Below are 16748 nucleotides of genomic sequence, written 5' to 3' on the forward strand. Positions count from 1 at the left end.
TCGCGATTTCGCCGGTTGCTATAGACCACGCGAACGAGAGGATCGGGCGAGCATGACCGTCGACATTGCCGGAGCGAGCGGCGGCAGCAAGCTGCGCATCCTCGACATTAACACGCGCCTGTTCCTGAACGCGGCGCCCGACCAGACCGACTTCTTCTGGGCCGCGCGCAAGCCGGGCGGCTCGCAGGCGCCGCTTTTCGGCCCCCGCGCCTTCTTCCGCACGCTGGAAAAGCTGCGCGACGGCGACTATGACCTCGTCGTCGTCGACGGCCCGACGCTTCCGGCCTGGCATCCGCGCACCTGGCTGACGGCCCTGCGCGACTATCACGTCCGCGCGCCGAAGGCGCTGTTCGCCATTGCCGCGGCGCGGCTGATGCACCGCTTCCACGACGTGCCGGTGGCGGTGATCGACATCAACGATTCGTTCGGCATCGGCGCCCACAATTTCGGCCTGATCGACCGCTGCCACAGCTATTTTAAGCGCGAGCTGACCGCCGACAAGTGGCAGGTGTTCTTCAAGTCGAGCCACTGGGACCTGCCCGGCCGGCGCTGGCGGCTGAAGAAGAGCTCGCAGCGGCGGATCCGCAAGCTCAGGCCGATCCATCTCGGCTATCCGCGCAAGCCGACCGCCGAGCCAACGACGATGAAGACCTCCGACGTCTTCTTCGCCGGCGACACCCACCCGAACAGCACCGTCCGCAGCGACGGCATCGAGGAATTGCTGGCGCTGCGCAACGAGGGCTACGTCATCGACGTGCCGGACGGCCCGCTCGACCGCAACACCTTCTACCAGCGCCTCGCCTCGGCGCGGCTAGCCTGGTCGCCGATGGGCTATGGCTGGGATTGCTATCGCCACTACGAGGCGAGCGAACTCGGCACCGTGCCGGTGATGAACTATCCGACGATCTACCAGCACAAGCCGTTCCGCAACGGCGAGCACTGCTTCTACTATTCGCCCGAGCCGGGCGGCCTGTCGCGCGCCGTGCGCGGCGCGTTGCAGGACCCGGACCGCCTCGCCGGCATGGCGATCGCCGCCCGCGCCTACACGCTGGAGCACCACACGCTCCGCGCCCGCGCCGAATACGTCGTCGCCACGGTGCTGGGACGCTCGCTGGACGGCGCCCCGGCACGGGTGGAGTAGGCAGCAAGCAAGCCCCTCACCCAACCCTCTCCCGCAAGCGGGCGAGGGCTTTTCCGCCCGCGTGGCGGAGACGGCGAGGCTAGGTGCCTTCTACCCCCTCGCCCGCTTGCGGGAGAGGGGTGGGGTGAGGGCCTAATCTCCCTAGATATCCAGCGTGCCGCGGGCGATCAGCACGGCGTCGCCGCCGATGCGGCTGGCGTTGAGGGCGTGGTTCTCGACGTCGACCTCGAGCGAGATCAGGCTCGGCCGGTGGATCTCGAAACCCTGCTCGATGACGAAGCGATGGGTGCCGGAGGGAAGCTGGTCGAAGGCGGCGACCGCGCCGGCGAAGGCGGCGGCGGCCGAGCCCGTCGCCGGATCCTCGATGATCCCCTCGCCCAGCCAGAACATGCGGGCGTGGAAATGATGGTCCTTCGTCGTCGTTTCGCGCGTGTAGAGGTAGACGCTGCCGACGCCGGCCGGCAGCGCGTTGCTCCAATGCTGGATCAGGGGCCGGGCGCGGGCGATCGCCGCGAGATCGCGCACCGGCACCATGAGGTAGGGAACGCCGGCCGAATAGAGGGACGGACGGTGATTCTCGCAGCCGAGCTGTGACGGCTCCAGCCCGAGCATCGCCGCCAGCGCCGCGTCGTCAATCTCAGCCTCGATCGGCTCCGACTGGCGCGGCACGTCGAAGATGGCGTGGCCGGCCTTGCCGGAATGAAGCGCGACGGCGCAGCGAATGTCGCCGATCTTCTCCTCGACGACGAAGACCGAATCCTGGCCGGCGGCCGAGTCGCCGAATGTCTCCAGGGCCAGCAGCACGGCGGTGCCGACCGTGGGATGGCCGGCGAACGGCATCTCATAGGCCGGGCAGAAGATGCGCAGGTTGGCGCGGTGTCCCGGCTGGACCGGCGGCAGCACGAACACCGTTTCGGCCAGATTGAACTCGCGCGTGATCGCCTGCATGCGCTCGTCGCTCAGCCCTTCGGCATCCAGGACGACGGCGAGCTGGTTGCCGGCGAGCGGCTGCTTGGTGAAGACGTCGAGAAGAGCATAGCGGCGCATCGAGGCTGCCTCGCGGATCGAATTGGGAGGGACCCTTCTCATAGCACGAGACGCGTGCGCGGCGCCGTTGTGATGGCGATCATAGCGTTGGAAGGGGCCGCGTAAGATGAATGACCCATTCAGCGGGCATTCAGCTGGGCGGCACTAGAAAGGCTCCCAACAGGCCCACCCACCCAGGGAGTCGAACATGAAGAAGATCGCTGCCGCCGCCCTTGCCACCCTGATCGGCATCACCGCCGTCGTCGGCACGGCCGAGACCGCTTCCGCCGAGAATGGCCGCAACGCCGCGCTCGCGGCGGGCGCCGCGGTCGGTCTCGGTGTCGGCGCCCTGCTCGCCGCGCCGCGCTATGACGATGGCTACGAGGTCGCCCCTCCCCGCTACGCCGCCCCTGTCTATGACGACGGCTACCGCGCACCGCCGCGCCGCGTCGTCCGCGCCAATTGGCGCGCCCACACCGACTGGTGCTACGACAATTACCGCTCCTATGACGAGCGCACCGACACCTTCATTGGCCGCGATGGCAACGCCTATCGCTGCCGCGGCTCCTACTAGGAAGCCTCAATCGGCTCGCCTGCCCCCCAAGGGCGAGCCGAACCCTCTCGAACTGACCTCCCATGACAGACGACCCGCCGATCCCCCTTCGGCGGGTCGTCCGCTTTTTACGTGACGCTGACCGGCTTCGAGCGCAGGCGGCTCGCCAGCGCCGGATCGGCGCGACGGCAGAGCTGCGGCGGCAGGCCGCGCAGGATCAGTTCGGCATCGGCGACGGCCATGCGGCCGATCGAGAACAGCGCGTCGACCGTGCCGCCCGTTCGATGGGCGGAAAGCAGGAGGCCCTCCATCTTCCGCACCGGGTCGTCGGCAGGCACCGGCTCTTCCGGAAACACGTCGACCGCCGCACGGATATGGCCGGAGCGGACCGCGTCGAGCATGGCCGGGAAATCGACCACCGCCGCGCGGCTCATCAGCAGGAAGGCGGCGCCCTTCTTCATCAGCGCGAATTCGCGGCTCCCGAGCAAACCCTGGTTCTCGCCCGTCACCGCCGCGAAGACGAACACGACCTGGCTGGTCGAGAGCAACTCGTCGAGCGAGGCCGGCTGGCAATCGTGGCGCTCGATGATCTCGTCCGGCAGCCAGGGATCGAACACCTTCACCTTGTTCCGGAACGGACGGATATAGTCGCGCAGCGTCTTGCCGAGATCGCCGAGACCGATGATGCCGACCGGCGCGCCATGGAAGCGGAACGTCTCGGTGTTGGCGGCGAGACCATATTGCTCGGTGCCGGCGCGGAAATCGCGGTCGGCGGCGGTGATCCCGCGGGCGAGATCGATCGCCATGCCGAGGGCGGCCTCCGCAACCGGGGCGGCGAAGGCGGAGCCGGGCGTCAGCACCCAGATGCCACGTTCCTGGCAGGCCTGGTAGTCGATGTTGGGCAGGAAGTTGGTCTCGACATTGATGACCCCCTTCAGCTTCCTCGCCCGGTCGAGCCGCTCGCGCGGCAGCGCCGTCTGGCCGAAGATCAGCACCGTCTCCGGCAGCAGTTCGTCGACCTCGGCGTCCGACATCGGCGCGTCTTCCGAGATCACCAGCCGGCCCAGCTTTTCAAGCCGCGCGCGGACATCCGGCTCCATGATCAGGTCGAGCGTCCGCGGCAGCGGATCGACTAGAATGATTCCTTCAGACAAGTCCGTTTCCTCCCGTTCTTGTTGGCGGCCAACCTAGAGCGTTTTCGAGCGGAGTGGCTACCGGTTCGCGGGAAGAAAACGCGACAGGGTCCGGGGCGGCCCGTTCCATCCAGCGCCCGGGCGGCCACCGCCGCCGGCCGGCGCGCCACGCGCCGCCCGCATTCCGCAGCGGCATGCAACGTGAATACCTCTATTCTTGGTTTATATCTGGTTAATTCAACAACAGCGGCACCACCCAAGGTAGTTCTGCAACCCAAGACTGAATTGCTTCAGTCATAGTTTTGCCCCGATGCGGCGGGATATTCACGCCATCTCAGGCTTCACGAACAGGAGGCTTCGCGATGAGAAGCTTCGTTACCGCGTCGCTCGCCGGCGTCCTTGGCATCCTTGCGGTCACGGCAACCGTGACGACCGCTTCCGCCGATGGCTGGCATGGCGGCCCGCGCTACTATGGCCACTATCACCGCGACAATAGCGGCGCCGTCATCGGTGGCCTCGCCGCCGGCACGCTGCTCGGCCTCGGCATCGGCGCCATGGCTTCGCAGCCGCGCGCCTACGCCTACGACTACGAGGTTCCGCCGCCGCGCGGCGCCGCCTGGCGCGCCCATGTCGATTACTGCCTCGACCGCTATCGCAGCTACAGCCCCGAGACCGATACGTTCATCGGCGCCGACGGCTACGAATATCGCTGCCGCGGCTCCTACTGAGCCAGCCGGCGCGAGCCAAACAAGAAAAAGCCCCGCGGGATCGCTCCCGCGGGGCTTTTTGTTTCGAAGGCCAGAAGGCCCCTCACCCAACCCTCTCCCGCAAGCGGGCGAGGGCTTTTCTTCCTCCGCGCGGACCAGCGGTTTCAACCGGTCATGCGTGTCCCCTCTCCCGCATGCGGGAGAGGGCCGGGGTGAGGGTCTTCCGAAGACCGAACCGATTAGTTGCGGGCCTTGTCGACCAGCTTGTTCTTGCCGATCCAGGGCATCATCTCGCGCAGCTTGGCGCCGACGGCCTCGATCTGGTGCGCGTCGTTGTTACGGCGGATCGCCTTGAAGCGAGCGGCGCCGGCGCGGTATTCCTGCATCCAGTCGGAGGTGAACTTGCCGGACTGGATGTCGTTCAGGACGCGCTTCATCTCGGCCTTGGTCTCGGCGGTGACGATGCGCGGGCCGGTGACGTACTCGCCCCACTCGGCGGTGTTCGAGATCGAGTAGTTCATATTGGCGATGCCGCCCTCATAGATGAGGTCGACGATCAGCTTCACTTCGTGCAGGCACTCGAAATAGGCCATTTCCGGCGCGTAGCCAGCCTCGACCAGCGTCTCGAAGCCGGCGCGGATCAGCTCGACCAGACCGCCGCAGAGGACAGCCTGCTCGCCGAACAGGTCGGTCTCGCACTCTTCCTTGAAGGTGGTCTCGATGATGCCCGAACGGCCGCCGCCAACGCCGCAGGCGTAGGAGAGCGCCAGGTCGAGCGCGTTGCCCGAGGCGTCCTGCGCGATCGCGACCAGGCACGGCACGCCGCCGCCCTTCTGGTATTCGCCGCGGACCGTGTGGCCCGGGCCCTTCGGGGCGATCATGACGACGTCGACGGTCGACTTCGGCTCGATCAGGCCGAAATGGACGTTGAGGCCGTGCGCGAAGGCGATCGCGGCGCCGTCACCGATGTTCGGGGCGATCTCGTCCTTGTAGATGTCGGCCTGCAGCTCGTCGGGAGCGGCCATCATCATCAGGTCGGCCCAGGCGGCGGCCTCGGCGACCGTCTTGACCTGGAAGCCGTCAGCCTCGGCCTTCTTGGCCGTCGCCGAACCGGGGCGCAGCGCGATCGCCACGTCCTTGGCACCCGAATCCTTGAGGTTCAGCGCATGGGCGCGGCCCTGCGAGCCGTAGCCGATGATCGCGACCTTCTTGGACTTGATCAGGTTGAGATCGGCATCGCGATCGTAATAAACGCGCATAGGATGTTCCTTTCTATCCCGTCCGTTCGTTTCCCGCGCCGGTCCTCTCTGGGGCCGGTCCGGTATTCTCTTCCGTGCCAAAAAGCCGGAAAAACTGGTCGACCGCCTGCGCCGCCCGCTTCGACGGCTCCTCGCCGTCGAGGCTGTCGCCGAGCAGCAGGCGCACATGCATGTCGCGCACGATCAGGCCGTACAGCGTGCGATAGGCCTCGCGCGTGTCGGCGAAGTCAAGCAGGCCTTCGCGACGGCCGCTTTCGAGCAGCGCCGACAGCCGCGTCTCGATCGGCCGGCGGCCATGCTCGCGCAGCAGCTGGCCGAGATCGGCCTCGCCGCGCCGCGCCTGGCCGATCGCCAGCCGGTTCAGCGCCAGCGACACGTCGCCGGCGAGCACCTTGAGGAGATTGGCGCCGATGCCGGCCAGTTGAGCGGCGAGCACCGCCCTGCCCCGCGCGCCCGACGCCGCCGGCTCGGCCTTCACCTTGCTCGACTGGAAGGTGATCATCGCCGCCAGCAGCCCGTCGCGATCGCCGAACCACTTGTAGAGGCTTTCCTTCGAGCAGTTCGCCGCCCGCGCCACGCCGGCCGTCGTCAACGCCCGCTCGCCACCCTCGACCAGAAGCCCGAGCGCGCTTTCCAGCACCGCGTTCTGGCGCGGGGAAAGGGCCTCGTTGCCGGTTGCGATTGCGGGGGTGGAAGCCAAGCGGAAACGGTCCTCGTCTGCGATCGGTCGGCGCCCAGCCGAAGCGGGCCGCGCATTTCTGGCACCCACCTCATGCTGCAGTGCAGCGTACCGTACGGTACGGTTCCGGTGAGATAGCGGATGCCCCCGGACCGGTCAAGGCGGTTCGACGGGCAAGCGCGGAAATCGACCGCGGAAATCCGCCGATCGCCGGCCTCGATCACGGCGCGGCATCGCCGGCGCGAATCCTCCGCCCCGTCCGGCGCCTTCGGCCTGTAAGCCGGCAGCACCACGCTCGCCGGCAAGACGTGGCACAAGACGTGGCAATTGCCGCGCAGAGACTTATCTTGTGCCCGACTCGCGGCGCCAGTGCAGCGCCGCCCAAGGAGAACTCCCGTGAAGAAGAAAATCGGCTTCCTGTCCTTCGGCCATTACCAGCCGGCCCGGGGCTCGCAGGCGCGCACGGCGCAGGACGCGCTGATCCAATCGATTGAGCTCGCCGTCGCGGCCGAGGAGATCGGCATCGACGGCGCCTTCTTCCGCGTCCATCACTTCGCGCCGCAGGCGGCCTCGCCCTTCCCCGTGCTGGCGGCGATCGCGGCGCGCACGAAGCGCATCGAGTTCGGCACCGGCGTCGTCGACATGCGCTACGAGAACCCGCTCTACATGGCCGAGGAGGCCGCCGCCACCGACCTGATCGGCCATGGCCGGCTGCAGCTCGGCATCAGCCGCGGCTCGCCGGAGCCGGCGGAACGCGGCTGGGAATCCTTCGGCTTTGATTCGGGCGACGACCCGAGCGGCGCCACGCTCGCCCGCTACCACACCGAGGTGTTTCGCGCCGCCATCAACGGCGCCGGCGTCGCCCGCGCCGATCCGCGCATGACGCGCTCGAGCGGCGCGCTGGCGATCCAGCCGCAGTCGCCCGGCCTTTCCGAGCGGATCTGGTGGGGCGCCGGCACGCGCCAGACGGCGGTGTGGACGGCCGAGCAGGGCATGAACCTGATGAGCTCGACGCTGCTCACCGAAGATACCGGCGTGCCGTTCAGCGAGCTGCAGGCCGAGCAGATCCGCCTCTACCGCGAGGCCTGGACCAAGGCCGGCCATCAGCGCGCGCCGCGCGTCTCCGTCTCGCGCAGTGTCATGCCGATCACCGACGACATCGACCGCATGTATTTCGGCGCCCGTGACGGCTCGGACCAGGATCAGGTCGGCTGGCTCGACGGCCGCATCTCGCGCTTCGGCAAGAGCTATACCGGCGAGCCGGACGTGATCGCGGCGGAGCTTGCCAAGGACGAGGCGGTGCGCGACGCCGACACGCTGCTCCTGACCGTGCCGAACCAGCTCGGCGTCGAATACAACGCCAAGATGCTGAAGACGATCGCCGACCATGTGGCGCCGGCGATCGGCTGGAAGCGCGAGGAAGTGGAACTCGCGACGGCGTGACGCGATAACCCGCGGCGCTGCCGGCGACCTCAGGTCTTCGGCGGCGCTGCGGGTGTCAGGCCATGCCGGCACATGATTTCGAGCATCCGGGCGCGGTCTGGCGGGCCGCCCGCAGCCTCGTTGATCACCGCGAAGGTCTCGCGGAAGTAGTCCGGCCCGATCGCCGCGGGCGTGATCACGCAGAGCGCCTTCGCGTCCACATTTCCCTTGTTGTCAAACCGATGCACCGCGCCGCGCGGGATGCAGAGCACGTCGCCTGGCCCGAGTTCAACGGTCGCGCCATCGACCGTCCAGCGGAGCACGCCCTCCAGGCCATAGATCGTCTCTTCATAGTGATCATGGCTATGCTCGGGCGCCGGGAGCCCTTCCGAACACGGCACCATCAGCTCGAAGGTCGCGACGCTGCCGTTCGAGCTTTCGCCGGTCAGCAGGAAGCGGATGGCGAGCCCCTTCGTGACGATGATTTCCTCGGCCGGATTGATGCGAGGACCGGTGTCAGGTGCTGGCAATTGGGACCCTCCTTCGGTAAACTCAATTTACGCATATTGGTAAACTCCATTTACTGAAAGTCAATGGCCACGATGCTTGTCGAAGACACTTCCGCGCGACTGGAGGATCCGCTGATCGGCGCCCTGCTGCGCGCCCCGGCGCAGGCGATCCACCGTCGGGTGATCCGCGAACTCAACGACGCCGGGTTTGATGAACTGCGCCTGCCGCATATCCCGGTGCTGCAATATCCGGGGCCGGATGGCGTCCGCCCGGCGGCGCTGGCCGAGCGCACCGGCATGAGCAAGCAGGCGATCAACCAGCTGCTGCGAAGTCTTGAAGGGTCGGGCTACCTGGTCCGCTCGGATGTCGCGGGCGAGGCCGGCGCGCGGGTGATCCGCTTCACGGAGCGCGGCCACGCCGCCTTCCGGCGCATCGTCGAGATCCAGCATGCGGTCGAGCGCGACTGGCGCGCCGAACTCGGCGCGGAGGATTTCGCGACGCTGAAGCGACTGCTGACGCAGGCCTGGGCCAACCCGAAGCTGGGCTAGCCCCAGAAAGGCGCCCCGGCCCGGCGGGCCAGGGCGATGTCGCGGCTCAGGTCGCGGCCGGGCCGCGCGTGATGGCGGCGACGCCGGTGCGCGAGACTTCGACCAGGCCGAGCGGCTGCATCAGCAGGATGAACTGGTCGAGCTTGTCGGTGCGGCCGGTCAGCTCGAACACGAAGCTCTCCGTCGTCGCGTCGATGACGCGGGCGCGGAACGCGTCGGCAAGCCGGAGCGCTTCGACCCGGTCGTCGCCGGCGCCGCGCACCTTGATCAGCAGCAGCTCGCGCTCGATCGCCTTGCCGGTGACGGTCAGGTCGATGACCCGGTGCACCGGCACCATACGCTCCAGCTGCGCCTTGATCTGCTCGATCACCTGAGCCGAGCCGGTAGTGACGACGGTGATGCGCGAGCGATGCTTCTCGTGCTCGGTTTCCGAGACGGTCAGGCTCTCGATGTTGTAGCCGCGCCCCGAGAACAGGCCGATGACGCGGGCTAGGACGCCCGGTTCGTTGTCGACGAGCACCGAAAGCGTGTGCTGCTCGGTCTTATCCTTGCCTTCCTTGATCGCGTAGACGGATCCGGGCTGCATTTTGTTCTCCGCTCTTCTTTTTCTGTCGGTCCGGGACGAAGCAGGCCCCTCACCCAACCCTCTCCCGCAAGCGGGCGAGGGCTATTCCGCCGGCGCCCGTCATCGACCCGGAGGCCGATCGGCAAGCGCCCCCTCGCCCGCTTGCGGGAGAGGGTCGGGGTGAGGGTCTGCCTGACCAGCCCTAGACCAGCGCCTTGCCGGCCGCGTCGATTGCGTTGGCGATGACCTCGTCCGTCGCCTCTTCCGGCAGCAGCATCTCGTTGTGCGCCTTGCCCGACGGGATCATCGGGAAGCAGTTGGCGAGATTGGCCACGCGGCAGTCGAACAGCACCGGCCCCTTGGCGGCGATCATCGCGTCGATCGCCTCCGGCAGCTCCGACGCCTTCTCGCAGCGCATGCCGATCGCGCCATAGGCTTCCGCCAGCTTGACGAAATCGGGCAGCGAATCCGTGTAGGAGTGCGACAGGCGGTTGCCGTGCAGCAGCTGCTGCCACTGGCGCACCATGCCCATGTACTGGTTGTTCAGGATGAACACCTTGACCGGCAGTTCGTGCTGGATCGCCGTCGACAGCTCCTGGATGTTCATCAGGATCGAGGCGTCGCCGGCGATGTCGATGCAGAGCGCGTCGCGATGCGCCGCCTGCGCGCCGATCGCCGCCGGCAGGCCATAGCCCATCGTGCCGAGGCCGCCCGAGGTCATCCAGCGGTTCGGCTCGTCGAAGCCGAAATACTGCGCCGCCCACATCTGGTGCTGGCCGACCTCCGTCGAGACATAGACGTCCCGCCCGCGCGTCCGCTCGTGGAGCGTGCGGATGGCGTATTGCGGCAGGATCGTCTCGCTGTTCTGGCGGAAGCCGAGGCTGTTGCGGGCGCGCCAGCGGTCGATCTCGCCCCACCAGCTCTTCAGCGCCGCCTTGTCGGCCTTGTGGCCGGCCGATTTCCAGGCCGCCAGCATCGCCTTCAGAACATGCGCGACGTCGCCGACGATGCCGATGTCGACACGGACGTTCTTGTTGATCGAGGACGGGTCGATGTCGATGTGGATCTTCTTCGAGCCGGGCGAGAACGCGTCGAGGCGGCCGGTGATGCGGTCGTCGAAGCGCGCGCCGATGTTCACCATGACGTCGCAATCGTGCATGGCGTTGTTGGCTTCATAGGTGCCGTGCATGCCCAGCATGCCGAGCCACTGCTTGTCCGATGCCGGATAGGCGCCGAGGCCCATCAGGGTCGACGTGATCGGGAAGCCGGTCAGCTGGACCAGCTCGCGCAGCAGCGCCGACGCCTCGGGGCCGGAATTGATGACGCCGCCGCCGGTATAGAAGATCGGCTTCTTCGCCTTGGCGATCATCTCGACCGCGGCCCGGATCGAGGCCGGGTCGCCCTCGACCTGCGGGCGATAGGTCTTGTGCTCGACATGGCTCGGCCCCTCATAGGTGCCGGTGGCGAACTGGACGTCCTTCGGAATGTCGACGACAACCGGGCCGGGACGGCCGGAGCGCGCGACATAGAAGGCCTCGTGCAGGATGCGGCCGAGGTCGTTGACGTCCTTGACCAGCCAGTTGTGCTTGGTGCAGGGGCGCGTGATGCCGACGGTGTCGGCCTCCTGGAAGGCGTCGGAGCCGATCAGGTGCGTCGCGACCTGGCCGGTGATGCAGACCATCGGGATCGAATCCATCAGCGCGTCGGTCAGCGGCGTCACCATGTTGGTGGCGCCGGGGCCGGAGGTGACGAGCGCGACGCCGACCTTGCCGGTCGAGCGGGCATAGCCCTCGGCCGAGTGGCCGGCTCCGCCTTCCTGGCGGACGAGGATGTGCTGGACCTTGTCCTGCTGGAACAGCTCGTCATAGATCGGCAGTACCGCGCCGCCGGGATAGCCGAAGAGGTGCTCCACGCCCTGGTCGATCAATGCCTGAACGACCATCTCTGCGCCGGTCATCTGCCGTGTCATCGTCTGCTCCGTCCGCGGACCGCTTCGCCGGGTCCGCCTTTTTCTGTCAGTTCCATCAAGCCAATAAAAAAGGCCCTCTCGGGGCCCATTTTCGCGCACTACCTATCGTGACGGCTTCAGGCCATCAGGCAGTGCGCTCTCTAAGTACAATAACGTCACGGCGGATCATGTCCGGCCCCTTCGATTGGAATTGGCCGGAACATGGCGCAGGTCCGCGAGGCCGTCAACCCCCGGAAAAGAAAATTGCGCAAAAGGGGTGTTGAGATTGTCGGAAATTAGGGGCGAGGCACCGCCCGCTCTACGCCACTGCTGACGATCGGGAAGCGCCTTCGCCTCGCCGTGGCGGACCGTGGACAGTGGGCATAAGTAGGCTCTGGCGTTGCGAACAAAGCGTGACTCGGGTATCTCCTAATTATGTCTTACGATGTCCGCTCCGTCGCGAATTTCGTTCTCGATATCGCAGAGGCCGACGCGCGGCAGGTCTCAAACCTGCACATCAATAAGATAGTTTACTTCCTGCATGCAGACTTCCTCGTTGAATTCGCGCGCCCACTAGTAACAGCCAAGATCGAGGCTTGGACACACGGCCCTGTATTTCGTGAGCTTTACCGCGAGTTCAAGCAATTCGGAAGTTCTGCAATCACGAGCAGAGCGTGTCGGCTTGACCCGACTACTGGGACGAAGACTGAAGCCACCTATAAGTTCGAAGAGGATGAAGCGGCGTTCTTAGCTACGCTAGCGAGAAAATACATTGCAATGACACCTAGCGCGCTTCGCGCGCAATCGCATGTTGAAGATGGACCATGGGATCGAACTTGGAACCATGAATCCAAAACAAACGCATCGATGAAGATTTCGGATGAGCTTATCAAAAGTTGGTACGAAAGGACGGTGAAGCATTGAGTGTTAACTACGAGAAAATCCTAGCTAAACTTGACAGGCCACCATCTGGACCGAATTGGGCGCGCTTTGTTCACCCTGACGTCAATAAGACAGCTAAGTCGATATTGCACTTCGTAAAGGGCGTTCCACCGGTGACGTATCGCACCGGCTACACGGTAATCCGAGACCGGATACAGTTCGGAATCGACCTTGAAACCGCGATAAATTCTATCCGACGCTCCTCTGCTCCGAAAAGCCGCCTTCCCAACGAAGAGTTCGTTAAAGCATTCTTTGAGCACGATGAGCGTCGTAGGTATCATGGGCATCGCTCTATCGAGTTCGACAAAGAGTCGTTCCGCATTTCCCGTGATATCGTCGTCCCTGTAGCTCCACTTTCGGTGATCCACGAAAATGGATCGTTCGTTCCGCTGTTTATTTGCGGATGGAGCAGCCTGAACCTAAGTCTTTTCCAGAGACGTCTTTTGGTCACTATCACCGAAGACGCATTCCTATCGCTGACCGACTTTCAGCACTCCCCGGCTGAGTTTCTATTCTTCCCGAAGCCATCTTCGAAGTTAAAGCAATCTCGCGTGTCGGAGATTTGGCATCGAGGTGACTACGAATTGTTGTCGAACAACGAGATAAACGAAGCAGTCGACAACTTTCTGGAAGCACGCGCTCTAGCTCGCCAAGTCATTCTCGACGAGAAAGAAAATGCGCCGCGAAATCAGACCGAATCTGGCGCTGATCGCTCAGAGGACTTTGGCGACCTATTTGGTGGCCTGGAGCTTCCCTAGGATCTTCTAGGCGCAGACAACGCTAGCGGCCATCTTCGGCCTCGTGTTTTCGTTGACTATGAACCAGACTCCCACGTTCGGCGATCTGGTTGGTCCTGCCCTCCTCTAGAGGCTCCCCACCGCAAACGCATTGCTGCGCCTGCGGTGGGCCGGCCGGCGGATCTAGGGGCGGACCGCGCGGCCAGGTTCGTGAAGCTCGAAGACGGCGGTTCAACGCCGGTTGCGCCGCATGCCTTCTTGGGAGTGAGAACCGGCGGACCCGATCGGAACGCCGTCTATGCCCATCGGCGCCACCTTTGCGGGCGACGTGCAAGAAAAGCCCCCTACTCCACCATCAGCTTGCGCAGGCGTGGGGCGAGCGGGCGGACGATGTCGGCGTAGGGCTCGCCCTCGACGCGCATCGCCTCCAGCCGGGAGATGCCCTCGTCGACGAATTCGAGCATGGCGCGGCGCTGTTCGGCGGTGAGCGTGCCGCGCTCTTCCGCATGGGCACGCAGCGTCGCCAGCATGGCGCGGAACTCGTCCTCCGGCAGCGCCGCGATATAGCCGGTGACGGTGGCGCCGAGCGCCGCCTTCCAGCTGTCCTGGCTGAAGCCGGCGCGGCTGATGCGCCTCCGGCTCTGCGCGTCCGCCTCGAACCAGTCGTCGGCGGCGGTCTCGTCGAAGGCGAGCTTGCCGAATTCCGGCTCCAGCGCCTGCACCAGCTTCACGACGACGACCGCTTCCTGCTTGGTCAGCGCATAGGCCGGCGGCCCCAGCATCAGGAGGCCGAGGCAGGGCAGGACGCGGAGCGCCCGGATGGTGGAGCGGCTGAGCCGCACCGCGACGCGGAAGCGGGCCGGATGGGCCTTGCGCAGCGCGGCGCTCAGCATGATTGCCTCATCTCGGCCTGCGCCTTGCTGCCCGCCTGCTGCTGCACGATCGAGCCGCCGACCGAGGCGGCCTGCGCGGCGACCATGCCGCCGGTTCCGGCGAAGCCACCGAGGCCGCCGACCATCGACAAGGCGCCGCCAAGCATGGCGGCCTGCATCTGGCTGTCGGCCGCCTTCTTCGCGGCGTCGGCGCAGCGCATCGCCTGGCTCTGCGCCTGCTGCGCCACCTGCGCCTGCTTCCCCGTCGCCTTGTCCGTCGCCTTCGCCGCCGCGACCGCCTTGCCCGCCGGGGCCGGCGTCACCGACGCCTGCTGCGCCGTCTGGCTGCATCCGGCCGCGAGGAGGCCGAGCGCCAGGATCCAAATCGTCTTCATTTCCCATCTTCCGCTTTCCAGCTGCGGACAGCGGGCCGCCGGGAGCTTGGGCCGAAGCCCTGCCCGGACGCGGTTCCGGCGCACCGCCCGTCGCGGTGTCGCCGGCGCTGCTCGCGCGCATCGCCACGAAGCCCCCACCCCGTGAAGCCCGCCCGGCCTTGGCCGTCGGGCGGGACCGGATCTAGAGCGTCGGCGCGAAGGCGTCTTGGCAGGGAGCGAACGGACACGGCCCCGAGCGAACAAACGCGGGAAAATTCGATCGGAAACGAAGGAAAAGCGAACGAAACGCGCCCGGAACGCCGCGCCGCCTGCTGGAAACGGCGGCGCGCCCCGGGCGTCGAGGTTCGAACGAAGGCGCTATTCCGCCGGCACCATCCGGCCATGCGGCTCGGCGGGCGCGGCGTCGGCGACCTCGTGCGGCGGCTCGACGAGGGCCGCCGCCTGCGTGCCGGCGGCGACGGAGGGCGGCAACGGCGTGCCCCGCGTCTTCTCGCGCCAGAGCGTCAGGATGCCGGAGCCGATGATCAGCACGATGCCGACCAACATCGGCAGCTCCAGGTGGATGTTGAAGACGAAATAGTCGATCGCCACCGCCCAGAGCATCTGGCTGTACTGCGTCGGGCCGATCAGCGCGGCCGGCGCCTTGAACGAGGCATACATCAGGAGCGCGTTGCCGAGCGCGCAGAGCACGCCATAGCCGGCGAGCATCGCCCATTGCGGCGCGGTCGGCGTGGTGAAGCTCGGCAGCATGGCGACGCCGCAGATGGCGAGCGCGCCGAGCACGCCGGCGCCATAGAGCGAGATGTTCTTTTCCAAGGGGCCGGCGGCGCGGAACAGGATGATCGAGATCGCGCCGCCGAGGCCGCCGATGACGGCGCCGAGATGGCCGATCGACAGCTCGCGGAAGCCGGGGCGCAGCACGATCAGGACGCCGATGAAGCCGATGACGACGGCGCTCCAGCGCTTCAGCCCGACCTGCTCCTTCAGGAACACCACCGACATGATGGTGACGAAGGCCGGCAGCAGGAAGATCAGCGCGAAGGCCTCCGCCATCGAGAGATGCGAGAAGGCGGTGACGCTGCCGATGACGGCGAGGCCGTTCGAGACGAAGCGGATCAGCCAGAGCGGCCGGCTGGTGGTGCGGAAGATGTCGATCCAGCGATCCTCCGCCTTCTTCAGGAAGGGAATCGCCAGCAGGCCGAAGATGGCGCCGAAGAAACCGACCTCATAGGGCGGGATATGGCCGCCGAGCAGCTTGACGCTGGCATCGCTGAACGAGAAGGCCGCGAAAGCGGCGAAGCCGAGAAGAAGGCCCTTGAGGACCGGATCAGACTGCACGGGAGAGGCCTTTGCAGGAATTTCTTGGGGTGACGGTTTCTTGGGGTGACGATGCGGCGGTCCGATTTCGCCGGTCGCCCCTCCCCGCGCCCCTCCCAGGTTTTCGCGGGCAGAAAACCCCCAGCTCGCCTGAGGTCCGGGCCATCTGGCCATGCCGGATCCGGATGTAGCAGAAGCGTGCGAAGCCTGCATGACGAAGTGTTGGGCAGATCGTGCCGCGCGACCGGTTTTTCCACGCCCTAGCGCAGCTCCGCCTCCGGATAGACATGGCTCGCCTGGCAGCGCCGGTCGCCGACGCAAAGGAAGACGATCGTGCCGTCCGGCCAGCAGATGTCCGGCGCGAAACGGGCAGCCGGCACGGCGATGGTGAGCAGGCGAAAGGCGATCACGCCGGAACCGTCCGCCGGCAGCGCCGCATAGAAGCCCAGGCCGTCGCGGCCGGTTCGCTGGATCGAGCCGGCGAAGAGCGCGCCGCGGCTGATCTCGCCGCCGACGAGGTCGATGCCCGCCTTGCAGATGCGAAAGCCGGGTGGCGCCTCGAACGAGCCGTAGTAGTTGCCGCCTCGCTGGCGCAGCACGCGCGCCGTGCCGCGATAGAGGCCGGTGGCGAACTGGGGCTTCAGGAAGCGCGTCGCGGCCCTGGCGGGATCGGGATCGTCGCCGCAATCATATCCGAGCGCCAGGCAGGCGGCCTCGGCCCGGCCGGGATCGAGCTCGCGCCAGCCCTCGACGCGGATCGTGGCGTCGCCGAGACGGAAATCCTCCAGATAGGCGCGCGCCGCCTCCCCGGCGGAAGCGCCGTGCGCGACGAGAAACAGGAGAAGGCCGATCGAGCACCGCATGTTCGCCCTCGCGCCCATTCTAGCGCGATCCGGCCGCAGACGGCGGTTTCTTTGCCCGCTCTGGGACGGTGGCGCCCTTGCCGCCGCCGAAACCGGACTATATAAAACGTATACGATTCATATATTCGGGA

At 66.4% G+C, this 16748-nt stretch carries 18 protein-coding genes; 7 read left to right on the forward strand and 11 right to left on the reverse strand.

Annotated features, from left to right (window positions below; translation table 11 throughout):
- Nucleotides 1-52 precede the first annotated feature (52 nt).
- The gene (locus tag WFK98_RS13030; protein WP_336800517.1) at nucleotides 53-1141 is read left to right on the forward strand and encodes a glycosyltransferase; all 1089 of its coding nucleotides are present in this window, start codon (nucleotides 53-55) and stop codon (nucleotides 1139-1141) included.
- Between the two features lie 141 nt (nucleotides 1142-1282).
- Here the strand turns inward: WFK98_RS13030 and WFK98_RS13035 are convergent, their stop codons facing one another.
- A complete protein-coding gene (locus tag WFK98_RS13035; protein WP_336800518.1) occupies nucleotides 1283-2188 on the reverse strand; it encodes a PhzF family phenazine biosynthesis protein in 906 nt (301 codons plus the stop codon).
- A 187-nt stretch (nucleotides 2189-2375) separates the two neighbouring features.
- Between WFK98_RS13035 and WFK98_RS13040 the strand changes: the two genes are divergently transcribed.
- On the forward strand, nucleotides 2376-2741 hold the full coding sequence (locus WFK98_RS13040) for a BA14K family protein (protein WP_266338381.1): 366 nt from the start codon (nucleotides 2376-2378) through the stop codon (nucleotides 2739-2741).
- 107 nt (nucleotides 2742-2848) lie between these two features.
- Here WFK98_RS13040 and WFK98_RS13045 read toward each other — a convergent pair whose 3' ends face one another.
- On the reverse strand, nucleotides 2849-3874 hold the full coding sequence (locus WFK98_RS13045; RefSeq protein WP_336800519.1) for a hydroxyacid dehydrogenase: 1026 nt from the start codon (nucleotides 3872-3874) through the stop codon (nucleotides 2849-2851).
- 341 nt (nucleotides 3875-4215) lie between these two features.
- Here WFK98_RS13045 and WFK98_RS13050 point away from each other — a divergent pair, with 341 nt between their 5' ends.
- The gene (locus tag WFK98_RS13050; RefSeq protein ID WP_336800520.1) at nucleotides 4216-4581 is read left to right on the forward strand and encodes a BA14K family protein; all 366 of its coding nucleotides are present in this window, start codon (nucleotides 4216-4218) and stop codon (nucleotides 4579-4581) included.
- Nucleotides 4582-4799: 218 nt separating this feature from the next.
- Here the strand turns inward: WFK98_RS13050 and ilvC are convergent, their stop codons facing one another.
- Nucleotides 4800-5819 (reverse strand): ketol-acid reductoisomerase, encoded by a 1020-nt coding sequence (gene ilvC / locus WFK98_RS13055; protein WP_336800521.1) that lies wholly within the window; start codon nucleotides 5817-5819, stop codon nucleotides 4800-4802.
- A gap of 13 nt (nucleotides 5820-5832) precedes the next feature.
- Entirely contained in the window at nucleotides 5833-6519 is a 687-nt protein-coding gene (locus WFK98_RS13060) for a TetR/AcrR family transcriptional regulator C-terminal domain-containing protein (protein WP_336800522.1), read from the reverse strand.
- 375 nt (nucleotides 6520-6894) lie between these two features.
- On the opposite strand from WFK98_RS13060, the gene WFK98_RS13065 reads away from it, so the two are divergent.
- The gene (locus WFK98_RS13065; protein ID WP_266338385.1) at nucleotides 6895-7941 is read left to right on the forward strand and encodes an LLM class flavin-dependent oxidoreductase; all 1047 of its coding nucleotides are present in this window, start codon (nucleotides 6895-6897) and stop codon (nucleotides 7939-7941) included.
- Nucleotides 7942-7970: 29 nt separating this feature from the next.
- On the opposite strand, the gene WFK98_RS13070 is transcribed toward WFK98_RS13065, so the two are convergent.
- Entirely contained in the window at nucleotides 7971-8450 is a 480-nt protein-coding gene (locus WFK98_RS13070; protein ID WP_336800523.1) for a cupin domain-containing protein, read from the reverse strand.
- Between the two features lie 63 nt (nucleotides 8451-8513).
- Here WFK98_RS13070 and WFK98_RS13075 point away from each other — a divergent pair, with 63 nt between their 5' ends.
- Nucleotides 8514-8978, forward strand: coding sequence for a MarR family winged helix-turn-helix transcriptional regulator (locus WFK98_RS13075; RefSeq protein ID WP_266338387.1), 465 nt, complete (start codon nucleotides 8514-8516; stop codon nucleotides 8976-8978).
- Nucleotides 8979-9024: 46 nt separating this feature from the next.
- Here the strand turns inward: WFK98_RS13075 and ilvN are convergent, their stop codons facing one another.
- Together ilvN and WFK98_RS13085 are read right to left on the reverse strand one after the other, a co-directional pair.
- Nucleotides 9025-9564 (reverse strand): acetolactate synthase small subunit, encoded by a 540-nt coding sequence (gene ilvN, locus WFK98_RS13080; RefSeq protein ID WP_029076140.1) that lies wholly within the window; start codon nucleotides 9562-9564, stop codon nucleotides 9025-9027.
- A 181-nt stretch (nucleotides 9565-9745) separates the two neighbouring features.
- Nucleotides 9746-11512: an acetolactate synthase 3 large subunit gene (locus tag WFK98_RS13085; protein ID WP_336800524.1), complete on the reverse strand. Its 1767-nt coding sequence runs from the start codon at nucleotides 11510-11512 to the stop codon at nucleotides 9746-9748.
- 414 nt (nucleotides 11513-11926) lie between these two features.
- On the opposite strand from WFK98_RS13085, the gene WFK98_RS13090 reads away from it, so the two are divergent.
- Both WFK98_RS13090 and WFK98_RS13095 read left to right on the forward strand, forming a co-directional pair.
- Nucleotides 11927-12415, forward strand: coding sequence for a Panacea domain-containing protein (locus tag WFK98_RS13090; protein WP_336800525.1), 489 nt, complete (start codon nucleotides 11927-11929; stop codon nucleotides 12413-12415).
- Nucleotides 12412-13191, forward strand: coding sequence for a hypothetical protein (locus WFK98_RS13095; RefSeq protein WP_336800526.1), 780 nt, complete (start codon nucleotides 12412-12414; stop codon nucleotides 13189-13191). The genes WFK98_RS13090 and WFK98_RS13095 overlap by 4 nt, the downstream gene beginning before the upstream one ends.
- A 323-nt stretch (nucleotides 13192-13514) precedes the next feature.
- On the opposite strand, the gene WFK98_RS13100 is transcribed toward WFK98_RS13095, so the two are convergent.
- The 4 genes from WFK98_RS13100 to WFK98_RS13115 all read right to left on the reverse strand — a co-directional run bounded on the left by WFK98_RS13100 (nucleotide 13515) and on the right by WFK98_RS13115 (nucleotide 16617).
- Nucleotides 13515-14063, reverse strand: a complete 549-nt coding sequence (locus WFK98_RS13100) for a hypothetical protein (protein ID WP_336800527.1) — start codon at nucleotides 14061-14063, stop codon at nucleotides 13515-13517.
- Nucleotides 14057-14437 carry a hypothetical protein gene (locus WFK98_RS13105; protein WP_336800528.1) on the reverse strand — a complete coding sequence of 127 codons (381 nt, stop codon included), beginning with the start codon at nucleotides 14435-14437 and terminating at the stop codon, nucleotides 14057-14059. Before WFK98_RS13105 ends, WFK98_RS13100 begins: the two co-directional genes overlap by 7 nt.
- Before the next feature lie 357 nt (nucleotides 14438-14794).
- Nucleotides 14795-15775, reverse strand: coding sequence for a DMT family transporter (locus WFK98_RS13110; protein WP_336800529.1), 981 nt, complete (start codon nucleotides 15773-15775; stop codon nucleotides 14795-14797).
- Nucleotides 15776-16014: 239 nt separating this feature from the next.
- Nucleotides 16015-16617, reverse strand: a complete 603-nt coding sequence (locus WFK98_RS13115; RefSeq protein ID WP_336800530.1) for a hypothetical protein — start codon at nucleotides 16615-16617, stop codon at nucleotides 16015-16017.
- Nucleotides 16618-16748 lie beyond the last annotated feature (131 nt).

This window comes from Kaistia sp. MMO-174 (assembly GCF_037147815.1).
Taxonomy (GTDB): Bacteria; Pseudomonadota; Alphaproteobacteria; order Rhizobiales; family Kaistiaceae; genus Kaistia; species Kaistia nematophila.